We start from the raw sequence: 17,366 nt of genomic DNA, 5'->3' as shown, positions 1-17,366 counted from the left end.
GTAACACAAGCATCAGATATGGTTATTATAGAGGTTGGAATTCTCGCAAAGGGGCAGGCTTAGCAACACCGAAGCCCTGAGCGAAATCAACGCCCATTTTTCCGAGTTGCGCCATCGTACCTTCATTTTCAACAAATTCGCCTACAGTTTGCATGCCCATAGCTTTTGCTACATCGTTAATGGATGCGACCATTGCGGTGTCCACACTATCGTTAAGCATGTCCTTAATAAACATACCGTCAATTTTTACCTGACTCACCGGTAAGCTTTTCAGGTAGCTGTACGAGGAGAAACCGCTGCCAAAATCGTCAAGGGCAAAAGAACACCCAAGGCGGTTAAACGTTCGCATAAAGGCAAGGGTGTCTTCCATTTTGATAATGGCTACCGACTCGATAACCTCAAAGCAAATCTTGTTGTACGGAATGTTAAAGGTCTCAAATGCATTTAAAATAAACAGAGTGAAATCCCTATCTGCCAGCGAGTGACAGTTAAGGTTAATACTGCATCGTTTCAATTCTGCTAGGTGTTCAGGGTTTTCAGACAACCACTTGAACGTATTCGTTACTACCCATTTATCCACACTCACGTTCATTTCAAATCGCTCAGCTGTGGGCAAGAAATTGGCAGGCTCTACAAGCTTCCCATCTTTCTCTCGCAGCCTTAGTAATACTTCATAATAGTGTCCATCGGCGGTTTTGCTCAATGGCCTTAACGATTGATAGAAAAGCTCGAAGCGGCCTTCTTCTAGCGCATTATTTATCGAAGATACCCAATCGAGCTCGCGCTGATAGCGCTGCATACTTTCATCATTCTTGTTGTATCTATGAACTTGATTTCGACCTTGTTCTTTTGCAAAGTAACACGCCGCATCCGCCATACTTAAATACTGACCAGAGCTTACATCGGCGTCGTCACAAACAACCATCCCTATACTCACACCTAAGTTGAAAATGCGGTTGTCCCACATAAATCGATAAGCTTGAACAGCGTTGAGGATCTTTACGGCATTCAAGTAAACGGCATCGGTATCGATATTTGAATAGATCACGCCGAACTCATCTCCCCCAAGGCGAGCTAATTGTGCTTCTGGCAGCAACGTATTTTCAATAAGGCGGGCAATATCTTTAATAAGTACATCCCCGGCTTTGTGGCCGCAGGTATCGTTAACCACCTTAAACCTATCGAGATCTAAAAACAGCAAGCATATTGGTGTATCGTCCGCTTCGAGCACTTTTTCTTTAAACACCAATTCAAACTGACGTCGATTAAAAACACCCGTGAGTGAATCATGAGTAGCTAAATACTGAAGGCTTAAATCTGATTGTTTTTTCTCTGTGATATCTATAATTGAGCCGTACAAAAAGCTGCCTTCGTCGTTTTCTCGAATTTGACACGATAAAGAAAACCAAAATTCACTACCGTCGCGGCGCTTGCCTCGTATTTCTTTGCCGGTAACGTGGCCTTGCTGCGATATTTCACCCAGTAAAATTTGTCTATCTTCAGCACTGGCGTAGAACACTTTTGTGTTCTCTGCTTCGGCAAGCATCTCTTCTTCATTGTCGTAGCCAAAAACTTTACACATCGCGGGATTTACTGAAATGAGCTTTCCATCCCATGTAGACGTGTAGTGCCCTTCGGCTGAATGCCGGAACAAATCATAGAAGTGATTCAAGCTAGAAATCGTTTCTGCCTGAGTTGAAAGCTGGCGTTGATTTAAAACTTCTTCTTTAGTTATGACGGCAAAACCAAAACATAGAAAACCGAGTGTAAGAAAGAAGAGCATACCGATAGCAACATCGACGGTATAAACCAAATTATTGAATAAGTTCTGCGTCACTAGTGCGTAGAATGCGTAAAAGGAAAGCCAGGCAAGAATATAGGTAATACTTACCGCTTGGCTGCCCTTGTCCTTAAACACCAAGGCCAGTAAGACGTGATATAGCCCCATTCCAGCGGTTAATATCAGTAGCGTAATGGATGTGGTATACGCATTTACAGTAAAGCAATAGAGGGTTGCTACTAAAGGTACAAAATAATTTAACGCGCGCAAAATAAAGGGAATACGGGCGAATAGGTGGTGCGTTACTTTTGCAATGCACAATAACAATATGCCAAAACAAACCGCATAAAAATGTTCACTACCGTTGGTCAGGCTTGGCCAAATCGCTACCCCTCCCACGGTTATAAAAAGCAGAGCGATAAGAACGAGCGACGACATGGTAAGCCAAAAGCGCGTGGGGATACGTTGATAAAGATAAGAAAATAGAAAATAGCAAGCAATTAACGCCATGATCCCGGAAACCGCGCCGAGTAAGGTAAGCATGTTGGTGTCGTGCTGGACTAGAAGGTCTTTCTTCCACAATGTAATAGGAAAGTACTTAAGCCCCTCATCTTTTACAGCGATCAACAAGCGAGCGTTTTGGTAAGGCTGAAGGGTGAAAGCTAGCCTAATATTGGGAAGGGGCTGTCTTAAAGAATAATCACCTTTACCAGCCTGATATCGATAAGACTTAACAATGCGCTCGCTGCTATCAAGAAGAAATATTTGTAAGTCGTCAACGTTCAGCCTGTCAATATTAAGCTCCAGTGGTATTGGGCTGTAGCCTGTATGAACAAGTTCAGTAGAGTACCATACCCGTCCGTTTGACGACGGGGCTTGAACGGCAATGTTGTCGTTTAAAATATCAAAGTATGTGGCGCTGCTTGGCGCGATAGTTAAACGCGCGTAGTGATTAATAATTTCACGCTCAAAGGATTCGTTGACAGTAAGCTGACTGCTAGCCGAAGCGTTGACGCTTAGTATTACCCAACTGATGAGCAAAGCTGATACGTACTTTATTAGCCGGGCTGTTACCACTCGTTAATTCCTTGAACCGCATAGTAAGAGGGCGGTGTTTTTTGAAGGCAAAATATATATCGCTTAGCCCTCTCGTCCCTCGGGGATTTTCCTTAGAATAATACTAGTTTTAATGAAAAGCCAAACCCAACGTAAAGTGACAAGGCTTACACTATTGTTGAATCAAGTAGTTTAAAATAATGGATGGTGACTGCTGTGTACCTATAGGCTCTAGCCATATTGCTTCGCAAAGCCACTCTATACAAAGCATACATTGCAAATCTGTATCACCTTTGTTTGCCGTGATCACTGCCTGAAACCGGTCGGCTCCCCAATCTGTTTCTGAAAGCTTGAAATCAAACAAGCCGCAAAATTTTTCTGCCCATTGCTGAGTTTTAAGAGGCGTTAAAGGTAATGCAACGCGGATTTCTACGCTTTGTTCGTTAACCACGGCGTGCTGTTGAATGTCTTCTTTAGTGAGATTTTGCATAGAACTTATCAATTCGCTGGTTATTGTAAACCTGCTTGCTTTATAAAGTGTATATAGTACAACACAAAAACAATAGCGTTAATCTAAGCGTATTAAGGACGGGGTATGCTAACACTTCACCATTTAAATAACTCTCGCTCGCAGCGAATTTTGTGGCTTCTTGAAGAGCTAGGCGTAGAGTACAAAATAGAATTCTATCAACGAGACAGTAAAACGAACCTAGCGCCGGATTCATTGCGCGCTGTTCATCCACTGGGACGCTCTCCGGTGCTTACTACGCCGCACGGTGCCATTGCCGAGTCTGGTGCTATTGTGGAATACCTTGTTCGCCACCACGCTACAGACGCATTTTCTGTACCTCAAGACCCAGAGGCACTTCAACAGTATTGGTTTTGGCTGCATTTCGCTGAAGGTTCGCTAATGCCGCCACTAGTGGCAAACTTAGTGCTGGAGAAAGCGCGTCAAAAAGGTTCGAAGCCTTTCTTTATTAAGCCAATTACTAACAAACTGATAGACGGTATTTTAAATGCCTATTATGGCCCTAATTTAGCGCAGAGCTTACGCTATGTGGAATCTTACTTATCGAAAAATACCTGGTTTGCGGGTGACGCACCCAGTGGCGCTGATGTTCAAATGATATTTCCGTTAGAGTCGTTGGTGGCCAGCGGGCGTGCGAAGGACTTTACTGCCATTCAAGGTTACGTAAAACGAGTTCATGCCAGAGAAGCCTACAAAGCGGCGCTTGAGAAAGGGGGAGAATACGCTTACGCCTAGTGTGTTTATCTCTACTGCGTGCACTTTTACTTTGTGCAAACCCTGCGGCCAGCTGGAAAACAGAATCTAGTTGGCCTGCAAGCCCTCAGTGCTCTCGATTTATGTAATCATCAATAAGCTGAATGAAGGCATCACCATAGCGTTCGAGTTTGGTTTGGCCTACGCCGCTTACATCAAGCAAGGTGTTGTGCGTAGTGGGGAGTTTACACGCCATATCCACTAAGGTGGCGTCACTAAATACCACATACGGCGGCACTTCATTTTCTTCGGCCAACACTTTGCGTAAGTGCTTAAGACGAGTGAACAACGTTCGGTCGTAGTTTGCAGGCGCTTGTTTTGCTTTTTTCTTGTCGGGCTTAAATTCAAGCCGCGGAACGGCAAGCTGAACCGCTACTTCACCTTTTAGCACAGGCCGAGCGGCCTCGGTTAAGCGCAATGCGGCATGGGCGGTAATATCAACGCGTATAAGGCCTTTATGAACAAGCTGGTTGATAATGTTGTGCCAGTAGCTATCCGATTTATCTTTACCTATGCCGTACGTGGAAAGCTGGTGGTGGCCTGCTTCCTGAAGGCGCCTAAGCTGCTTGCCTCGCAACACATCAATGACATACTGGCTAGAGGCTTGCTGTGAGAGCCGAAGTACACACGACAGTACTTTTTGTGCAATCACCAAACCGTCGATCATCTTAGGTGGGTCTAGGCAAATGTCGCAGTTGCCACAGGCGCTGTCGCTGAACTGCGAAAAGTAGTTCAGGAGTACTTGTCTACGACAGGTTTGCGCTTCTGAAAAAGCTTCCATAGCCGCAAATTTTTGTAACTCTATTTGGTTGCGCTCGGCTATTTCCCCTTGCTCTATCCACTGTTTTACACGGGCTGCGTCTTTTTCGTCAAATAATAGTAAAGCTTCAGACTCTAGGCCGTCTCGCCCCGCTCGGCCGGTCTCCTGATAATAGCTTTCAACACTGCGCGGAACGTCGTGGTGAACCACATAACGCACGTTCGATTTGTTGATACCCATGCCAAAGGCAACGGTGGCCACCACAATATCAATTTTGTCGTTAAGGAACTGGCGCTGTACCAACTCTCGCTCGTCGTTATCCATACCTGCGTGATAGGCCGCACAGCGAAAGCCTTGTCTGAATAATTTAGCGTGCAGGTCGTCGACTTTCGCGCGACTGTTACAGTAAATAATGCCGCTACCTTCTTGCTGTTTTACGTAAGCAACAACTTGGTCAAAGGCTTTGTACTTGCTCATTACGCGGTAGCGAATATTGGGTCTGTCGAAGCTGCCTTTATAAACCAGCGGGTCGTTAAGGTTTAGCTGCGTCAGTATGTCTGCTTGGGTGGCCGAATCTGCAGTCGCTGTGAGTCCAATAACAGGAATAGAGGGGAAGCGAGACTTTATTTGCCCCAGAGCGCGATAATCCTGCCTGAAATCGTGCCCCCAATGGGAAACGCAGTGCGCTTCATCAATGGCAAATAAGGCAATGTCGGCGTGTGCCAGCGACTGCTGAAAATAGTACTGCATTAAACGCTCAGGCGACACGTACAGCAAATCCAGTTTGCCAGCTTGCAGTGCGTCATTTATGCGCGCTTGTTCGTCTGCTTCTAGCGTTGAATTGAGATAAGCAGCTTTTACGCCCAGTGCTTTAAGCTGTTCTACTTGGTCCTGCATAAGCGATATGAGCGGTGACACAACAATAGCGGTGCCCTGGCGCACTAACGCAGGAATTTGATAGCAGAGCGACTTGCCTCCACCTGTTGGAAGCAAAACGAGTGCGTCTTTACCTTCACATACTTGGTGAATAACTTCGCCTTGACCGTCGCGAAAAGCATCGTAACCAAATACATCTTTTAAGACGGTTTCTGGTGTTTTTACACGTTGCGTTTCTGGCGCTAATTCTGATGGAGCTATTGCAGTTGTCATGGCGCTGGATTTTACGCGTTTTTGGCGACGTCTTCACGGGGCAATTTAAAAAACTAGACTAAAATTCAGCGATAGTCCTGAGCAGAGGGGCAGCAGCTCTTATAATTTATTTTGATTCAACATCATTGGTTGGATGAATTTCCGTCAAACTTACTTTCGGTAGTAATGTTGCTTATAAGCACATTACAAATATCAATTCATCAAGGAAAGCGAGTGGATAACAAAACGACTAATAAAGACGAAGCTAAGGGCAGCAAAACACTAAACCACGAACTAATGATTAAACATGTAATTGCGCTTTTTCGTGATACTATGCCGTTTAACCAGTTGCTGGGCTTGGAATTTGTTACCGAAGGAGAGGGGCTGGATACACAGATCTCCCTGCACCTTGATTGGCAACCAGCGCTAACCGGCAATCCAATGCAAAAAATCCTACACGGCGGTGTAACAGCGACTATGCTAGACACCATCGGTGGTTTAGTTTCAATTGTAGAAACCATCAAACAAACCGCACGTGAACACCTTGCGGACCTTCAAGTTAGATTGCCCACCATGGGCACGGTCGATATGCGCGTTGACTACTTAAGGCCGGGAAGAGGCGAGCGCTTTGTTGCGACAGCCACGATTATACGCAAGGGCAGTAAATTAGTGGTTTGTAGAATGGAATTGCACAACGAAAAAGGCGATCATATAGCCTTTGGCACGGGTACGTATATGCTGGGATAGCAGTGTCTTAATAGGTTTGCATCATCCCACAATGCCTGTTGTGACGTTGTGTAAAGGAAGTGAGCGGTATTAACGGGAGGTGTAGCATGGCAGAGCCATTACCAGATTTAATTGAAGAGATTGTTACCGAAAGTATGGGTGACGATCCGGCGACCTTGTTAGCCACCCTTGCGGGACAAGACGAGGTATACATCGCATCACTGTTAGAATCGTTGCCCGTAGAAAAACGTTTGGCGGTATGGGAAGGCATTCCTCGCGACCGTAAGCTCGACGTATTGGTTGAGATGCGTAGCGACCCCCGTGAAATTCTTATCGACAATACGCCGCACGACGAATGGGCGTCTATTTTTGCTGATATTGACGCAGAAGATTTACTGGAACTACTCGATTCATTGCCAAAACGGCTTGTCGATATGGCCTATGAATCACTTGATTCTAAAGAGCGTAAGTACTTCAGAGAAGCGACACAATTCCCCGATAACCAAATAGGGCACTGGGTTAACCACGAGCAGTTAGTGTTACCTTCGAACGCGAAAGTGCGCGAAGGGCTACGCTTATTAAGACGTGACATACCTCAGCATTGTGACAGCATTTTTTTGGTTAACCGCTCAGGTCAATTTTCCGCGCTGGTTAAAATTAGCCACCTCTTCAATGCGCAAGATCACGTGTCGCTATTCGACTTGTCGGAAGAAAGTGTGACGACCATTCAAGGGGCTGACGACACAATGAATGCGTCGCTACTTGTTCAACGTTCTGGGCTTGCGTCGCTGCCGGTAGTTGACGAAAACAACAAGCTTCTCGGCCGATTAGATGTGACCTCTGCAAGTGAGTTGGTCAACGAGTTTTACGAACGCCAAGTGATGGCTTCGGCCGGTATGGATGAGGACGAAGATTTATTCTCGCCTGTGGCGAAAAGTGCGAAAAATCGTGCCCTTTGGCTTGGCATCAACTTGCTTACCGCATTTTTAGCTTCGTGGTTTATTGGATTGTTCGAAGGCACCCTTCAACAAGTGGTTGCCCTTGCGGTACTGATGCCGGTAGTGGCAAGTATGGGAGGCATTGCAGGTAGTCAAACGCTAACCCTGATTGTACGCGGCTTGGCGTTGGGGCAGGTCACGCCTGCCAACTTACGAGCGCTGATGGTGAAAGAGCTTAAAGTAGGCGGCGTTAATGGCGTGATTTGGGCCTTAGTAATTGGCGTTGTTGCTTATTTCTGGTTTACCGATGCCATGTTAGGGTTGGTTATCTGTTTGGCCATACTGTTCAACATTGTAGCTGCCGCACTTGCAGGCGTATTTGTGCCTGTAATATTGGACAAGCTGAAAATAGACCCTGCGCTGTCGGGGTCGGTCATTTTGACTACCGTAACCGACATTGTAGGCTTTGTAGCATTCTTAGGTTTGGGCACACTGTTTCTGCTGTAGCACCATTCCCGCGAAAAACATTGTCCTGTTTTTTCATGACGAACGCATCTTAGGCCCCATTGAATGAGCACATTTAGTGGGGCTTTTTCATTTTTTGTTAATTACGTTTCATTAATTATGCCGCTTGTTACACGTCCTTTGCCGCATTGGAAAGCGTTAAGGGTTGTGTATTCACTTAACCTGATAAACAATACGCGCCTTCTTCCCCCGAATTTCGTTGGAGTCAGTCTTGTCTAAGCAAGCCAGTGCCGCTCAAGTCGGCGTTATTTGTGCAATTGCCGCATATAGCATGTGGGGTGTTGCACCTGTTTATTTCAAACAGTTGATGGTATTGCCGGCTACTGAAATCCTAATGCACAGGGTAATTTGGTCTGTGGTGCTGTTGGTTGGGCTTATAGCCGCGCTAAAGCAGTGGCCCAAAGTGGGCGCCGCCCTTCGCAATAAGCGCGTTATGCAGATTTTATTCGTTGCAGGGTTGTTACTCGGGGCGAATTGGCTCTTGTTTATTTGGGCAATTAATAACGACCATATTCTTGATGCAAGCCTTGGCTATTACATCAACCCTCTTATCAACGTATTTTTAGGGCGACTTTTCTTAGGTGAAAGGTTGCGTAACTTACAGCGTGTAGCCGTTGGGCTTGCCGTTATTGGCGTGGCTATTCTTATTTTCTCTTACGGCCACGTGCCGTGGATTGCCCTGGTGCTTGCGGGAAGTTTTAGCGTATATGGCTTATTGCGCAAGCAAGTGGCTGTAGACTCGCTACCCGGCCTATTCATTGAAACTTTAATGCTCTCGCCATTCGCTATTATTTACTGGGTTTTCTTTGGCTCTGAGTACAGTAACTTATTTAATAACGACGCCACGCTAAATACCCTTATTTTAGCGGCTGGCATTGTAACTACCGCGCCACTACTTTGTTTTACCGCTGCAGCAAGGCGCATTATGTATTCAACGCTGGGCTTTTTTCAGTACATTGGCCCTACGCTTATGTTCATTCTGGCGGTTTACCTTTACGGCGAACCGCTTGAAGAGTCGCGCTTGGTAACCTTCGGCTTTGTGTGGTTTGCGCTTATCTTGTTTAGTGCCGACTCGCTAGTTAATTACCGCAGTCAGCGTAAAGCGCGAAAGCTAGCGGTGGAGTAGGGGCTTTTGCGCACAAGTCTTTAATTAAACGTCGGACAGCTAAGCGGCGGTTGATTGAGTGAAAAGCTAAAGCAGTGAAGCTTGCTCTTGCTGAGGAACATCTGGTGGTTCGCACTTCACTTGGTTACGCCCACTATTTTTGGCGGCGTAAAGCTGCTTGTCGGCAAGGCTTAGTAGCTTATCTACGCGCTGAGTGTGGGCGCCACTTACCCCAATACTGCAGGTCACTTTAATGTCGCTTTTAGGCAGCTGAATAATTTCCGCTTCCACCACTTTTCTGAAGTCGTCTAAACGCTCACAGGCTTCTTTTAGTGGTGTTGACGGCATGTATATACAAAACTCTTCGCCACCAAAGCGGGAAATAATTTCGTCTGGAAAATAAAACTCAATAAGGGCCGCCATGGCTTTTAGCACAATGTCACCGGCGTCATGGCCATGGGTATCGTTTATCGATTTGAAAAAGTCTAGGTCAATAAGGGCGAGAGCGTGATCCTCAGACAGGTTTTGGTGTTGTACAGTAACCATGTAGAAGAAGTGGCGCCTGTTAGGCAAACCTGTTAAATAGTCGGTGTTGGCCACACGGCGAATTTCTTCAACGCTCTCAATATATTCTACGTTCTGCATCACGCGACACAAGAACTCTTCATGACAGTAGGGCACTCGCAAGAAGTCATTTGCACCACTTTTAATAAAGTACGCAGACATTAACATGCCTTTGCCTCCAGCAACGCCCATAATTGCCAGCTGCTCTTTCGAAAAGGCTTTTCTTAAACTGGCGACAAAGTGCGTGCCTGTCATATCAGGCAACGTGTTGTCAGTGATAACAAGACGTACGTTTTTGTGTTCAGACAAGCATTGCATAGCGTCTGTAGCCGTTAAGCATTCAAACGCAATAAAATTATGGCGCTGAAGTAATGAAACGGTTTTTGAGCGCAACACCCGATTAGTGCTTACCACGACGACACCAGTAGACTTGTTTTTTTCTAATCGGCTAATAAGACGATTGAGGTAGTCGTAGTTCTGCGAATTTTCTTTGGGAATGTAATCGACAACGTCACGTTCTAGGACTTTATCGCGAATAGCGCTATCTAAACTTTCTGTTGTAGCAATGGTGGGAATGAAAGACTCAACCGTAAAGTCGATGGCTTCGCCTTTTGGTGCATCGGGAAGCGAGTATGCAACAATAGCACACAGAAAGGTTTCCGGCATATTTTGCGAAAACCGTGCTTTGCCTTCTGTCAGCGACGTCGCGCCAACGGGGGTAAGACCTGCCCGGCGTACTAATTTCGCTATAAGTTCAAGGTTGCCTTCACCATTTTCGATGATCAGCACGTGTTGCTGCATACATTTCAACTTAGGTTTAGGCTACCTTGCCTATTAATAATGTTACGCTTTCTCCAGCTTTGCGTAAGCAAGTACCAGCCATTTGCTGCCAAATTCGTCGAAGTTTACTTGAACTCGACCGTGCTCACCACTCCCTTCGTAGTTAAGTACGATCCCTTCGCCAAATTTACGATGTACAACTCGCTCACCTAAACTAAAGCCCGTTTCTTCAAAACTGGCGTGCGAGGTTGCCTGACTAAAGCGGTTGTGCACGGGCCGCGAAATAGTCGATTTCAGCCTAACCTCTTCAACGCAGTCTGCTGGCATTTCGCGAATAAACCGAGAAGCAGTATGATACTTATCTTGGCCATAGAGTCGACGACTTTCTGCATAAGTAATATACAACTTTTGCATTGCTCTGGTCATACCAACATAGCAAAGTCTGCGTTCCTCTTCCATTCGACCTGGCTCGTCGTTAGTCATTTGGCTAGGGAACATGCCTTCTTCTACACCTGCTAAGAATACCAGCGGAAATTCAAGGCCTTTGGCGGTGTGTATGGTCATCATCTGGACGGCGTCCTGGTCTTTATCCGCCTGGGTTTCACCCGCTTCCAGCGACGCATGAGCTAGAAAGGCTGCCAGAGGCGACATTTCTTCGGCTTCTTCAGGCACGATAAAAGTTTTACATGCAGTAACCAATTCTTCTAAGTTTTCTAGACGTGCTTGGGCCTTTTCTCCGCGCTCTGCTTGGTACATGGCGTACAGACCAGACTGGCGAATAGCCTTATCGGCTTGTTGGTCAAGGGGCTCATCTAACGTGGATTGTTCTAGCTCAGTAATTAGCAACACAAAGCTTTGCATTGCGTTTAGCGCGCGGCCTTTGAAGCCACCTTCATTAATGAGCAACTGACACGCCTGCCACATTGAACAGTTGTGCATTCGCGCGGTGTCGCGCACTTGCGATAAGGTTTTCTCACCAATACCGCGACTTGGGGTGTTAACCACGCGTTCAAAAGCAGCGTCATCGTGCGGGTGGCTAACCATGCGCATATAGCCAAGGGCGTCTTTAATTTCTTGGCGCTCGAAGAAGCGCAGACCGCCGTATATGCGATACGCCAGCCCTTCGTGTAGCAAGGCTTCTTCCAGTACTCGAGACTGGGCGTTGTTTCGATAAAGAATAGCGGTATCAGTAAGGGCGTTGCCTTGATTAAGCCAATCTTTGATTTTCGAAACAATAAAGCGCGCTTCATCTAGTTCGTTGAAACCCGCATATACAGAAATAAGCTCGCCTTGCGCGTCTTCTGTCCAAAGTTCTTTCCCTAAACGACCCGTATTGTTGTCGATAACCGTGTTCGCCGCTTTAAGAATGTTTCCTGTAGAGCGGTAATTCTGCTCAAGGCGAATAGTAGTAGGCTCGTTGAAGTCTTTCAGAAAGTGCTGAATATTATCTACGTTCGCGCCGCGCCAGCCGTAAATAGACTGATCGTCGTCGCCAACAATCATAATGTTATTATTACCACCACTACACAGCATACGAAGCCATGCATATTGGATATTGTTGGTATCTTGGAATTCGTCAACCAACACTGCACGGAAACGACGTTGATAGTGGGCTAATACTTCTGGGTTTTTAGCCCATAATTCATGTGCGCGTAGCAACAGTTCAGCAAAATCTACCAAGCCTGAACGGTCACAAGCGTCTTGATATGCCGCATAGACTTCGCGCATGGTCTTTTGAATATGATCGCCGTGGGTTTCAATGTGCTGAGGGCGCAAGCCTTCGTCTTTGTTGCCATTTATGTACCACTGAATTTGACGAGGCGCCCAATGCTTTTCGTCCAGGTTCATGGCCTTCAGAATGCGGCGAATAAGTCGATACTGATCGTCCGAATCAATTATCTGAAAATTCTCAGGCAAGTTGGCTTCTGCATGGTGCGCGCGTAGCAAGCGATGCGCAAGCCCGTGGAAGGTACCAATCCACATATTGTGCAGGCTGCGACCCATCAACGACTCTATTCGGCCGCGCATTTCTTTGGCTGCTTTATTGGTAAAGGTTACTGCCAAAATAGAAAAAGGGGCGATGTTTTCGACTTCCATTAACCACGCAATGCGATGCACTAATACGCGGGTTTTACCACTGCCCGCGCCAGCCAAAACTAGGGCGTTAGATAGTGGGGCTGCTACTGCTTCACGCTGTTTGTCGTTTAGCTCGTCTAGCAGTCGAGATACATCCATAGTGTGGTACCTGTTAGTTGATAGTGTTATACATTCAGCAGCGCGCTATTATGCCACCTGCCTGTTAATTTATACAGTCCAGTTTTTAGCCCTTTTTTGTAAAATAAGAGCGATTTAACTGCTCTAAATTGAATAGTGAAGGAGCCTAGAGTGGTTAAAGAAAAGCTCATAAGTGCACGTATGAAAGATACAGTTATTAGCTATAACGAATTAATACGATAAATTGATCGAATTATACGCTTGGCAGGTATTACATCGGTATTGCATCACGCCAAACTCAGGTAAACTTTCTGTTCTTTTACTGTTGCTACCTCCGCACTTTCAAACAAGGCGAGTGTTAGCAAAAGAGTTAAGCCATTTTAGGCAAACTGAAAAAAGCACACGGCCCCAACTTTTTTACGACGTACATTGGCATAAAAACAGCACACTAACGGGACATGCTTATGACCGCACTTTCTACGCCCATCGATTTCTGGTCGACGCTCAAACAAGAAGCGCAAATTGTTGCTGACAACGAACCATTGCTATCTAGCTATGTGCACGCCAGTGTTCTTGCTCATCATAATTTTGAATCGTCGCTAAGCTTCATTCTGTCAAACAAAATGGCAGATGACGTTATGCCTGCGATTGCTATACGTGAGGTGTTCGACGAAGCTTATTTGCTAGAGCCAGGCATCAGCGAAGCGGCTATTGCTGACATAATGGCGATTAAGGCGCGGGATGCCGCAGTGAACGACTACCTTACTCCTTTACTGCACTTCAAAGGTTTCCATGCTGTGCAGGTGCATAGAATGGCGCATTACCTCTGGGTGCACGGTCGTCATCAGCTTGCTTTATTCTTACAAAGCCGCAACTCGGCAAGCTTTGGTGTCGATATCCACCCTGCTGCGCGTATAGGTAAAGGCGTCATGTTTGACCACGCAACTGGCATTGTAGTGGGCGAAACTGCAGTAGTTGAAGACAACGTATCTATTTTGCAGAGCGTTACATTGGGTGGTACCGGTAATGAGTCGGGCGACCGCCACCCTAAAATTCGCCAGGGTGTGTTAATTGGCGCAGGTGCCAAGATTCTAGGAAATATCGAAATCGGCGAGGGCTCAAAAGTAGGCGCAGGTAGCGTTGTACTGAATAGCGTACCAGCCCACGTTACCGTGGTGGGTGTACCAGCCAAGGTAGTGGGGAGACCGGTTTGTCAAAGCCCATGTGAATCCATGCGCCAAAACGTACTAGAAGACAACTAAAGCTTTGGGTCAGAGTCCCGACTCTGACCCCATTATTCATAGGAAGTGGGTTAACTCGTTGAGGTTGTCTAGTGCGACGTGGGGAAGTACGCTGACGGGCTCATTGGCTAGTATCATTGGTCTGTTACAGGCAAACCATGCTGCTTGATAGCCAGCGTTAATTGCACCTTGGACATCTTTTATAATGTTATCGCCCACGTGAAGAATATGCTTCGGCGCAATTTGTAAACGTGCAGCCGCTTCATCGAACATATCGCGGGCTGGTTTCATCGGTCGTGTTGTACTGGCGTGAAGAATGGTTTCAAAGTACCCATCAATACCTATTTTCTCTGCGTTTACATTACCGTTAGTAATGCCGATAAGCGGTAATTGACTACTTACAGCCTTGAGGGCTGCGTGTACATTGTCAGCCAATTCAAAGTCGCTTCTTGCGTCGTAAAAGCAGTTAAAGCACGCCTCTACTGCATCACTAAGTTCACGGTCGTTGTTTAACTCTGTTGTTAATTTTTCAGGTGTGGTGTTAGAAAGTGCTGCGGTAAGCACTACACGGCGAAGCTGCCCCATGTCAGAGGCTAAGCGCGAGTCCTTTTTAATGGCTGCTCGCTTTAATGCCTGCCAATCTTGTGACGACAGTGCCGCAGCGTCCTTATGATGCCTAGCAATATGCGCTTGAAGGGCTTGCTCTGCGCGTCGAATAATAGGTTCATTATTATAAAGGGTGTCGTCAAGGTCGAAGGTCATCGCCTCGACGTTGTTAATAGACCGGAAAAACTGCATGGTAAAACCTTAAGTGAGCGTTATTTTTTTCGCGCGCGCGGATGAGCCGCATCGTATACGTTGGCGAGGTGCTGGAAGTCGAGATGGGTATAAACCTGTGTTGTCGACAAGTTAGCGTGACCTAACAGTTCTTGAACCGCACGCAAATCACCACTTGATTCTAATACGTGAGTAGCGAAAGAATGGCGCAGTTTATGAGGGCTTACTTTTTGCGATAGGGACTGCTCTTGCGCCATTTTATCTAAGCGATTGGCGACTTGCCTGTTCGATATTCGGGTTTTGCGTTTACTTACAAAAACCGCACTTTCATACGGGGAAGCGTAAGCTGGCCGAACTTTTAACCAAGCATTAAGGGCTTTTTGCGCATGTCGACCTAGTGGCAGTATTCGCTGTTTACTCCCTTTACCCATGACCTTTACCGTACCGTCTTTTAAACAGTCGGATAAATTAAGCCCGGTAAGTTCACTCAAACGTAGACCGCACCCATAAAGTAGCTCAAACATGGCTACATCTCTTAACTGCATGCCTTCATCGTCGTCACTGCTTCGAGGTGAAGCATTAAGCAGCTGCTGCATCTCATCTACGCTAAGCTGCTTGGGTAACGGCTTTCCCTGTTTAGGAGCTTGAATGCCCTCTACAGGGTTGCTAAATAGCTGCTGGTGGTCGATAAGGTATTGACAGAAGGTTCGTAATGCTGAAAGTCTCAGCGCAATGCTGCGTGGACTGTGGCCAGACATTTTTGCATCAGCCATAACTCGCTTTATATCACTTGGTGTAAGTCCGGACCACTCGTAAAGCCCAAGTAGCTTAGCCACTTCGGTTAGCTGGCGCTGATAATTTTTGATGGTGTGTAGAGATAAACCACGCTCTACCTGCAAATGAAGCAGAAACTTATCTAGCCATTGCTGGCAGGGTTCGCTGATTAAGGCGTCCGTAGACACTTCACCTAATATCCCATCATTTCAGGCAAGATGATATTAAGCACTTGCTGAAGTTGCTGAAGCAACAGAGTATCCATGTCTGGAGTAAAGTGGCTGGCATCACTGCTGCTAATGCCTAAAATACCGAGTTCACGGTTGTCACCAAGCAGCATTAGCGCTACAGACTCCGCAGGGCTTTCTCCGAAAAGCAGCTGGCGTTCGTGCTGTGACAAACGGCCAAAGAAAAAGTTGGTATTTTTAAAGCGCTTTTCCGTGAACAAACGTTGTTGCAGTTCAGGAATAGCATGGGGGCCTTTAAAGCTTTTGATCACCGCAGAGGACAACTGTAAACGCTCTTGTAATATATCTTCTAACGTAAACTGTACTTCAGCAACACTTTCGCAACGTAGTAACTGCACGTTTAAGTCGGTATAAACGCGATATATTTTTTCGTTTTGCTTAGCGATGGTAACCAGCTGATTAAGCTTAAAGTTAAGCTGTCTAACTTTTTGTCTTAACTGGTCACTTTGAATTTCAACGAGCGACACACTGCCTTTGTGTTCATGAGGTAGCTTAATTTTTTCGAGAAGATCGGCATGCTCGGAAAAGAATTCAGGGTTTTGTAGTAAGAACGCGCGCACATCAGCACTCGACAATTCCGTTTTGTCGTTAAATGGCTCAATTAATTGCGTGGCGTTAGATTGCCCTGATACTTCGCTCATAAATTTATATGTCCGTCATATACGTGTTCGGCAGGCCCTGTCATTTTTAACACGTTATCTGGGCCTGGCCAGCGTATACGTAAACTGCCCCCGGGCAAGTCTACCCGTACGTCTTTACCTAATTTACCCTGTATTTGCCCAATTGCAACTGCTGCACATGCTCCGCTGCCGCAGGCTAAAGTTTCACCTGAACCACGTTCAAATACGCGAAGTTTGATATGTGACTCGTTGATAATTTGCATAAAGCCTACGTTTACGCCCTCGGGAAAGCGTTCGTGTTTTTCAACAAGCGGGCCAATTTCGGCTACATCGGCCGTATCAACGTCGTCAACTTCCATTACGCAATGGGGGTTACCCATTGACGCTGATCCAATAAACAAGGTGCGTTCGCCCACACGCAAAATATAGGTGTTCTCTTGCTTGTTGGCTGTAAGTGGAATATTCGCAGGCTCAAACTCTGGTTTGCCCATATTAACGGTCACTTGGCCGTCTTTCTCTAAATACAGCACCATCTTACCTGCTTTGGTGCTTACCACTATTTTGTTGCGATTAATAAGGCCTTTTTGCTTAACAAATCGTGCAAAGCAACGTGCGCCGTTGCCGCATTGCTCCACTTCTGAGCCGTCAGCATTGAAGATGCGATAGTGAAAGTCTTGTTCAGGGTCGTACGGTGGTTCTACCATCAACAGCTGGTCGAAGCCAATACCGAAATTTCGGTTAGCTAATTGCTGAATTTTTTCTTTAGAGAAAAAGACGTTTTGAGTAACGTTATCAATAACCATGAAATCGTTACCCAACCCGTGCATTTTAGAAAATTGAACCTGCAT

At 46.2% G+C, this 17,366-nt stretch carries 14 protein-coding genes; 5 read left to right on the top strand and 9 right to left on the bottom strand.

Annotated features, from left to right (window positions below; genetic code table 11):
* Positions 1-25: 25 nt before the first annotated feature.
* Positions 26-2,857, bottom strand: coding sequence for an EAL domain-containing protein (locus ACX5KA_RS07500; protein WP_458730787.1), 2,832 nt, complete (start codon positions 2,855-2,857; stop codon positions 26-28).
* Positions 2,858-3,008: 151 nt separating this feature from the next.
* A complete protein-coding gene (locus ACX5KA_RS07495) occupies positions 3,009-3,326 on the bottom strand; it encodes a DUF3630 family protein (protein ID WP_039220995.1) in 318 nt (105 codons plus the stop codon).
* Positions 3,327-3,431: 105 nt separating this feature from the next.
* Between ACX5KA_RS07495 and ACX5KA_RS07490 the strand changes: the two genes are divergently transcribed.
* Entirely contained in the window at positions 3,432-4,100 is a 669-nt protein-coding gene (locus tag ACX5KA_RS07490) for a glutathione S-transferase (RefSeq protein ID WP_014975342.1), read from the top strand.
* Between the two features lie 85 nt (positions 4,101-4,185).
* Here ACX5KA_RS07490 and recQ read toward each other — a convergent pair whose 3' ends face one another.
* Positions 4,186-6,027 (bottom strand): DNA helicase RecQ, encoded by a 1,842-nt coding sequence (recQ, locus tag ACX5KA_RS07485; RefSeq protein ID WP_039220993.1) that lies wholly within the window; start codon positions 6,025-6,027, stop codon positions 4,186-4,188.
* 213 nt (positions 6,028-6,240) lie between these two features.
* Here recQ and ACX5KA_RS07480 point away from each other — a divergent pair, with 213 nt between their 5' ends.
* From ACX5KA_RS07480 to rarD, 3 genes are all read left to right on the top strand, one after another.
* Complete coding sequence (locus tag ACX5KA_RS07480) at positions 6,241-6,753, top strand: thioesterase family protein (protein ID WP_084081866.1); 513 nt, start codon at positions 6,241-6,243, stop codon at positions 6,751-6,753.
* Between the two features lie 86 nt (positions 6,754-6,839).
* Complete coding sequence (locus ACX5KA_RS07475) at positions 6,840-8,177, top strand: magnesium transporter (RefSeq protein WP_014977961.1); 1,338 nt, start codon at positions 6,840-6,842, stop codon at positions 8,175-8,177.
* A gap of 229 nt (positions 8,178-8,406) precedes the next feature.
* A complete protein-coding gene (gene rarD, locus ACX5KA_RS07470; protein WP_039220991.1) occupies positions 8,407-9,321 on the top strand; it encodes an EamA family transporter RarD in 915 nt (304 codons plus the stop codon).
* A 66-nt stretch (positions 9,322-9,387) separates the two neighbouring features.
* On the opposite strand, the gene ACX5KA_RS07465 is transcribed toward rarD, so the two are convergent.
* Positions 9,388-10,665 carry a GGDEF domain-containing response regulator gene (locus ACX5KA_RS07465; RefSeq protein ID WP_039220989.1) on the bottom strand — a complete coding sequence of 426 codons (1,278 nt, stop codon included), beginning with the start codon at positions 10,663-10,665 and terminating at the stop codon, positions 9,388-9,390.
* A 42-nt stretch (positions 10,666-10,707) separates the two neighbouring features.
* On the bottom strand, positions 10,708-12,879 hold the full coding sequence (gene uvrD, locus ACX5KA_RS07460; RefSeq protein WP_014977964.1) for a DNA helicase II: 2,172 nt from the start codon (positions 12,877-12,879) through the stop codon (positions 10,708-10,710).
* 443 nt (positions 12,880-13,322) lie between these two features.
* On the opposite strand from uvrD, the gene cysE reads away from it, so the two are divergent.
* Positions 13,323-14,120, top strand: a complete 798-nt coding sequence (gene cysE, locus ACX5KA_RS07455; RefSeq protein WP_039220986.1) for a serine O-acetyltransferase — start codon at positions 13,323-13,325, stop codon at positions 14,118-14,120.
* 36 nt (positions 14,121-14,156) lie between these two features.
* Here cysE and ACX5KA_RS07450 read toward each other — a convergent pair whose 3' ends face one another.
* From ACX5KA_RS07450 to dapF, 4 genes are read right to left on the bottom strand one after another with little or no spacing between them, the layout of a single operon-like run.
* Positions 14,157-14,897: an HAD-IA family hydrolase gene (locus ACX5KA_RS07450; RefSeq protein ID WP_458730786.1), complete on the bottom strand. Its 741-nt coding sequence runs from the start codon at positions 14,895-14,897 to the stop codon at positions 14,157-14,159.
* Between the two features lie 20 nt (positions 14,898-14,917).
* Positions 14,918-15,838, bottom strand: a complete 921-nt coding sequence (gene xerC / locus ACX5KA_RS07445) for a tyrosine recombinase XerC (protein WP_039220981.1) — start codon at positions 15,836-15,838, stop codon at positions 14,918-14,920.
* A 5-nt stretch (positions 15,839-15,843) separates the two neighbouring features.
* The gene (locus tag ACX5KA_RS07440) at positions 15,844-16,539 is read right to left on the bottom strand and encodes a DUF484 family protein (RefSeq protein ID WP_039220979.1); all 696 of its coding nucleotides are present in this window, start codon (positions 16,537-16,539) and stop codon (positions 15,844-15,846) included.
* A complete protein-coding gene (gene dapF / locus ACX5KA_RS07435) occupies positions 16,536-17,366 on the bottom strand; it encodes a diaminopimelate epimerase (RefSeq protein ID WP_039220976.1) in 831 nt (276 codons plus the stop codon). The genes ACX5KA_RS07440 and dapF overlap by 4 nt, the downstream gene beginning before the upstream one ends.

This window comes from Alteromonas alvinellae (assembly GCF_902705805.1).
Note: the sequence above shows the minus strand (reverse complement) of the source record. Positions and strands in the feature narration are given on the sequence as shown.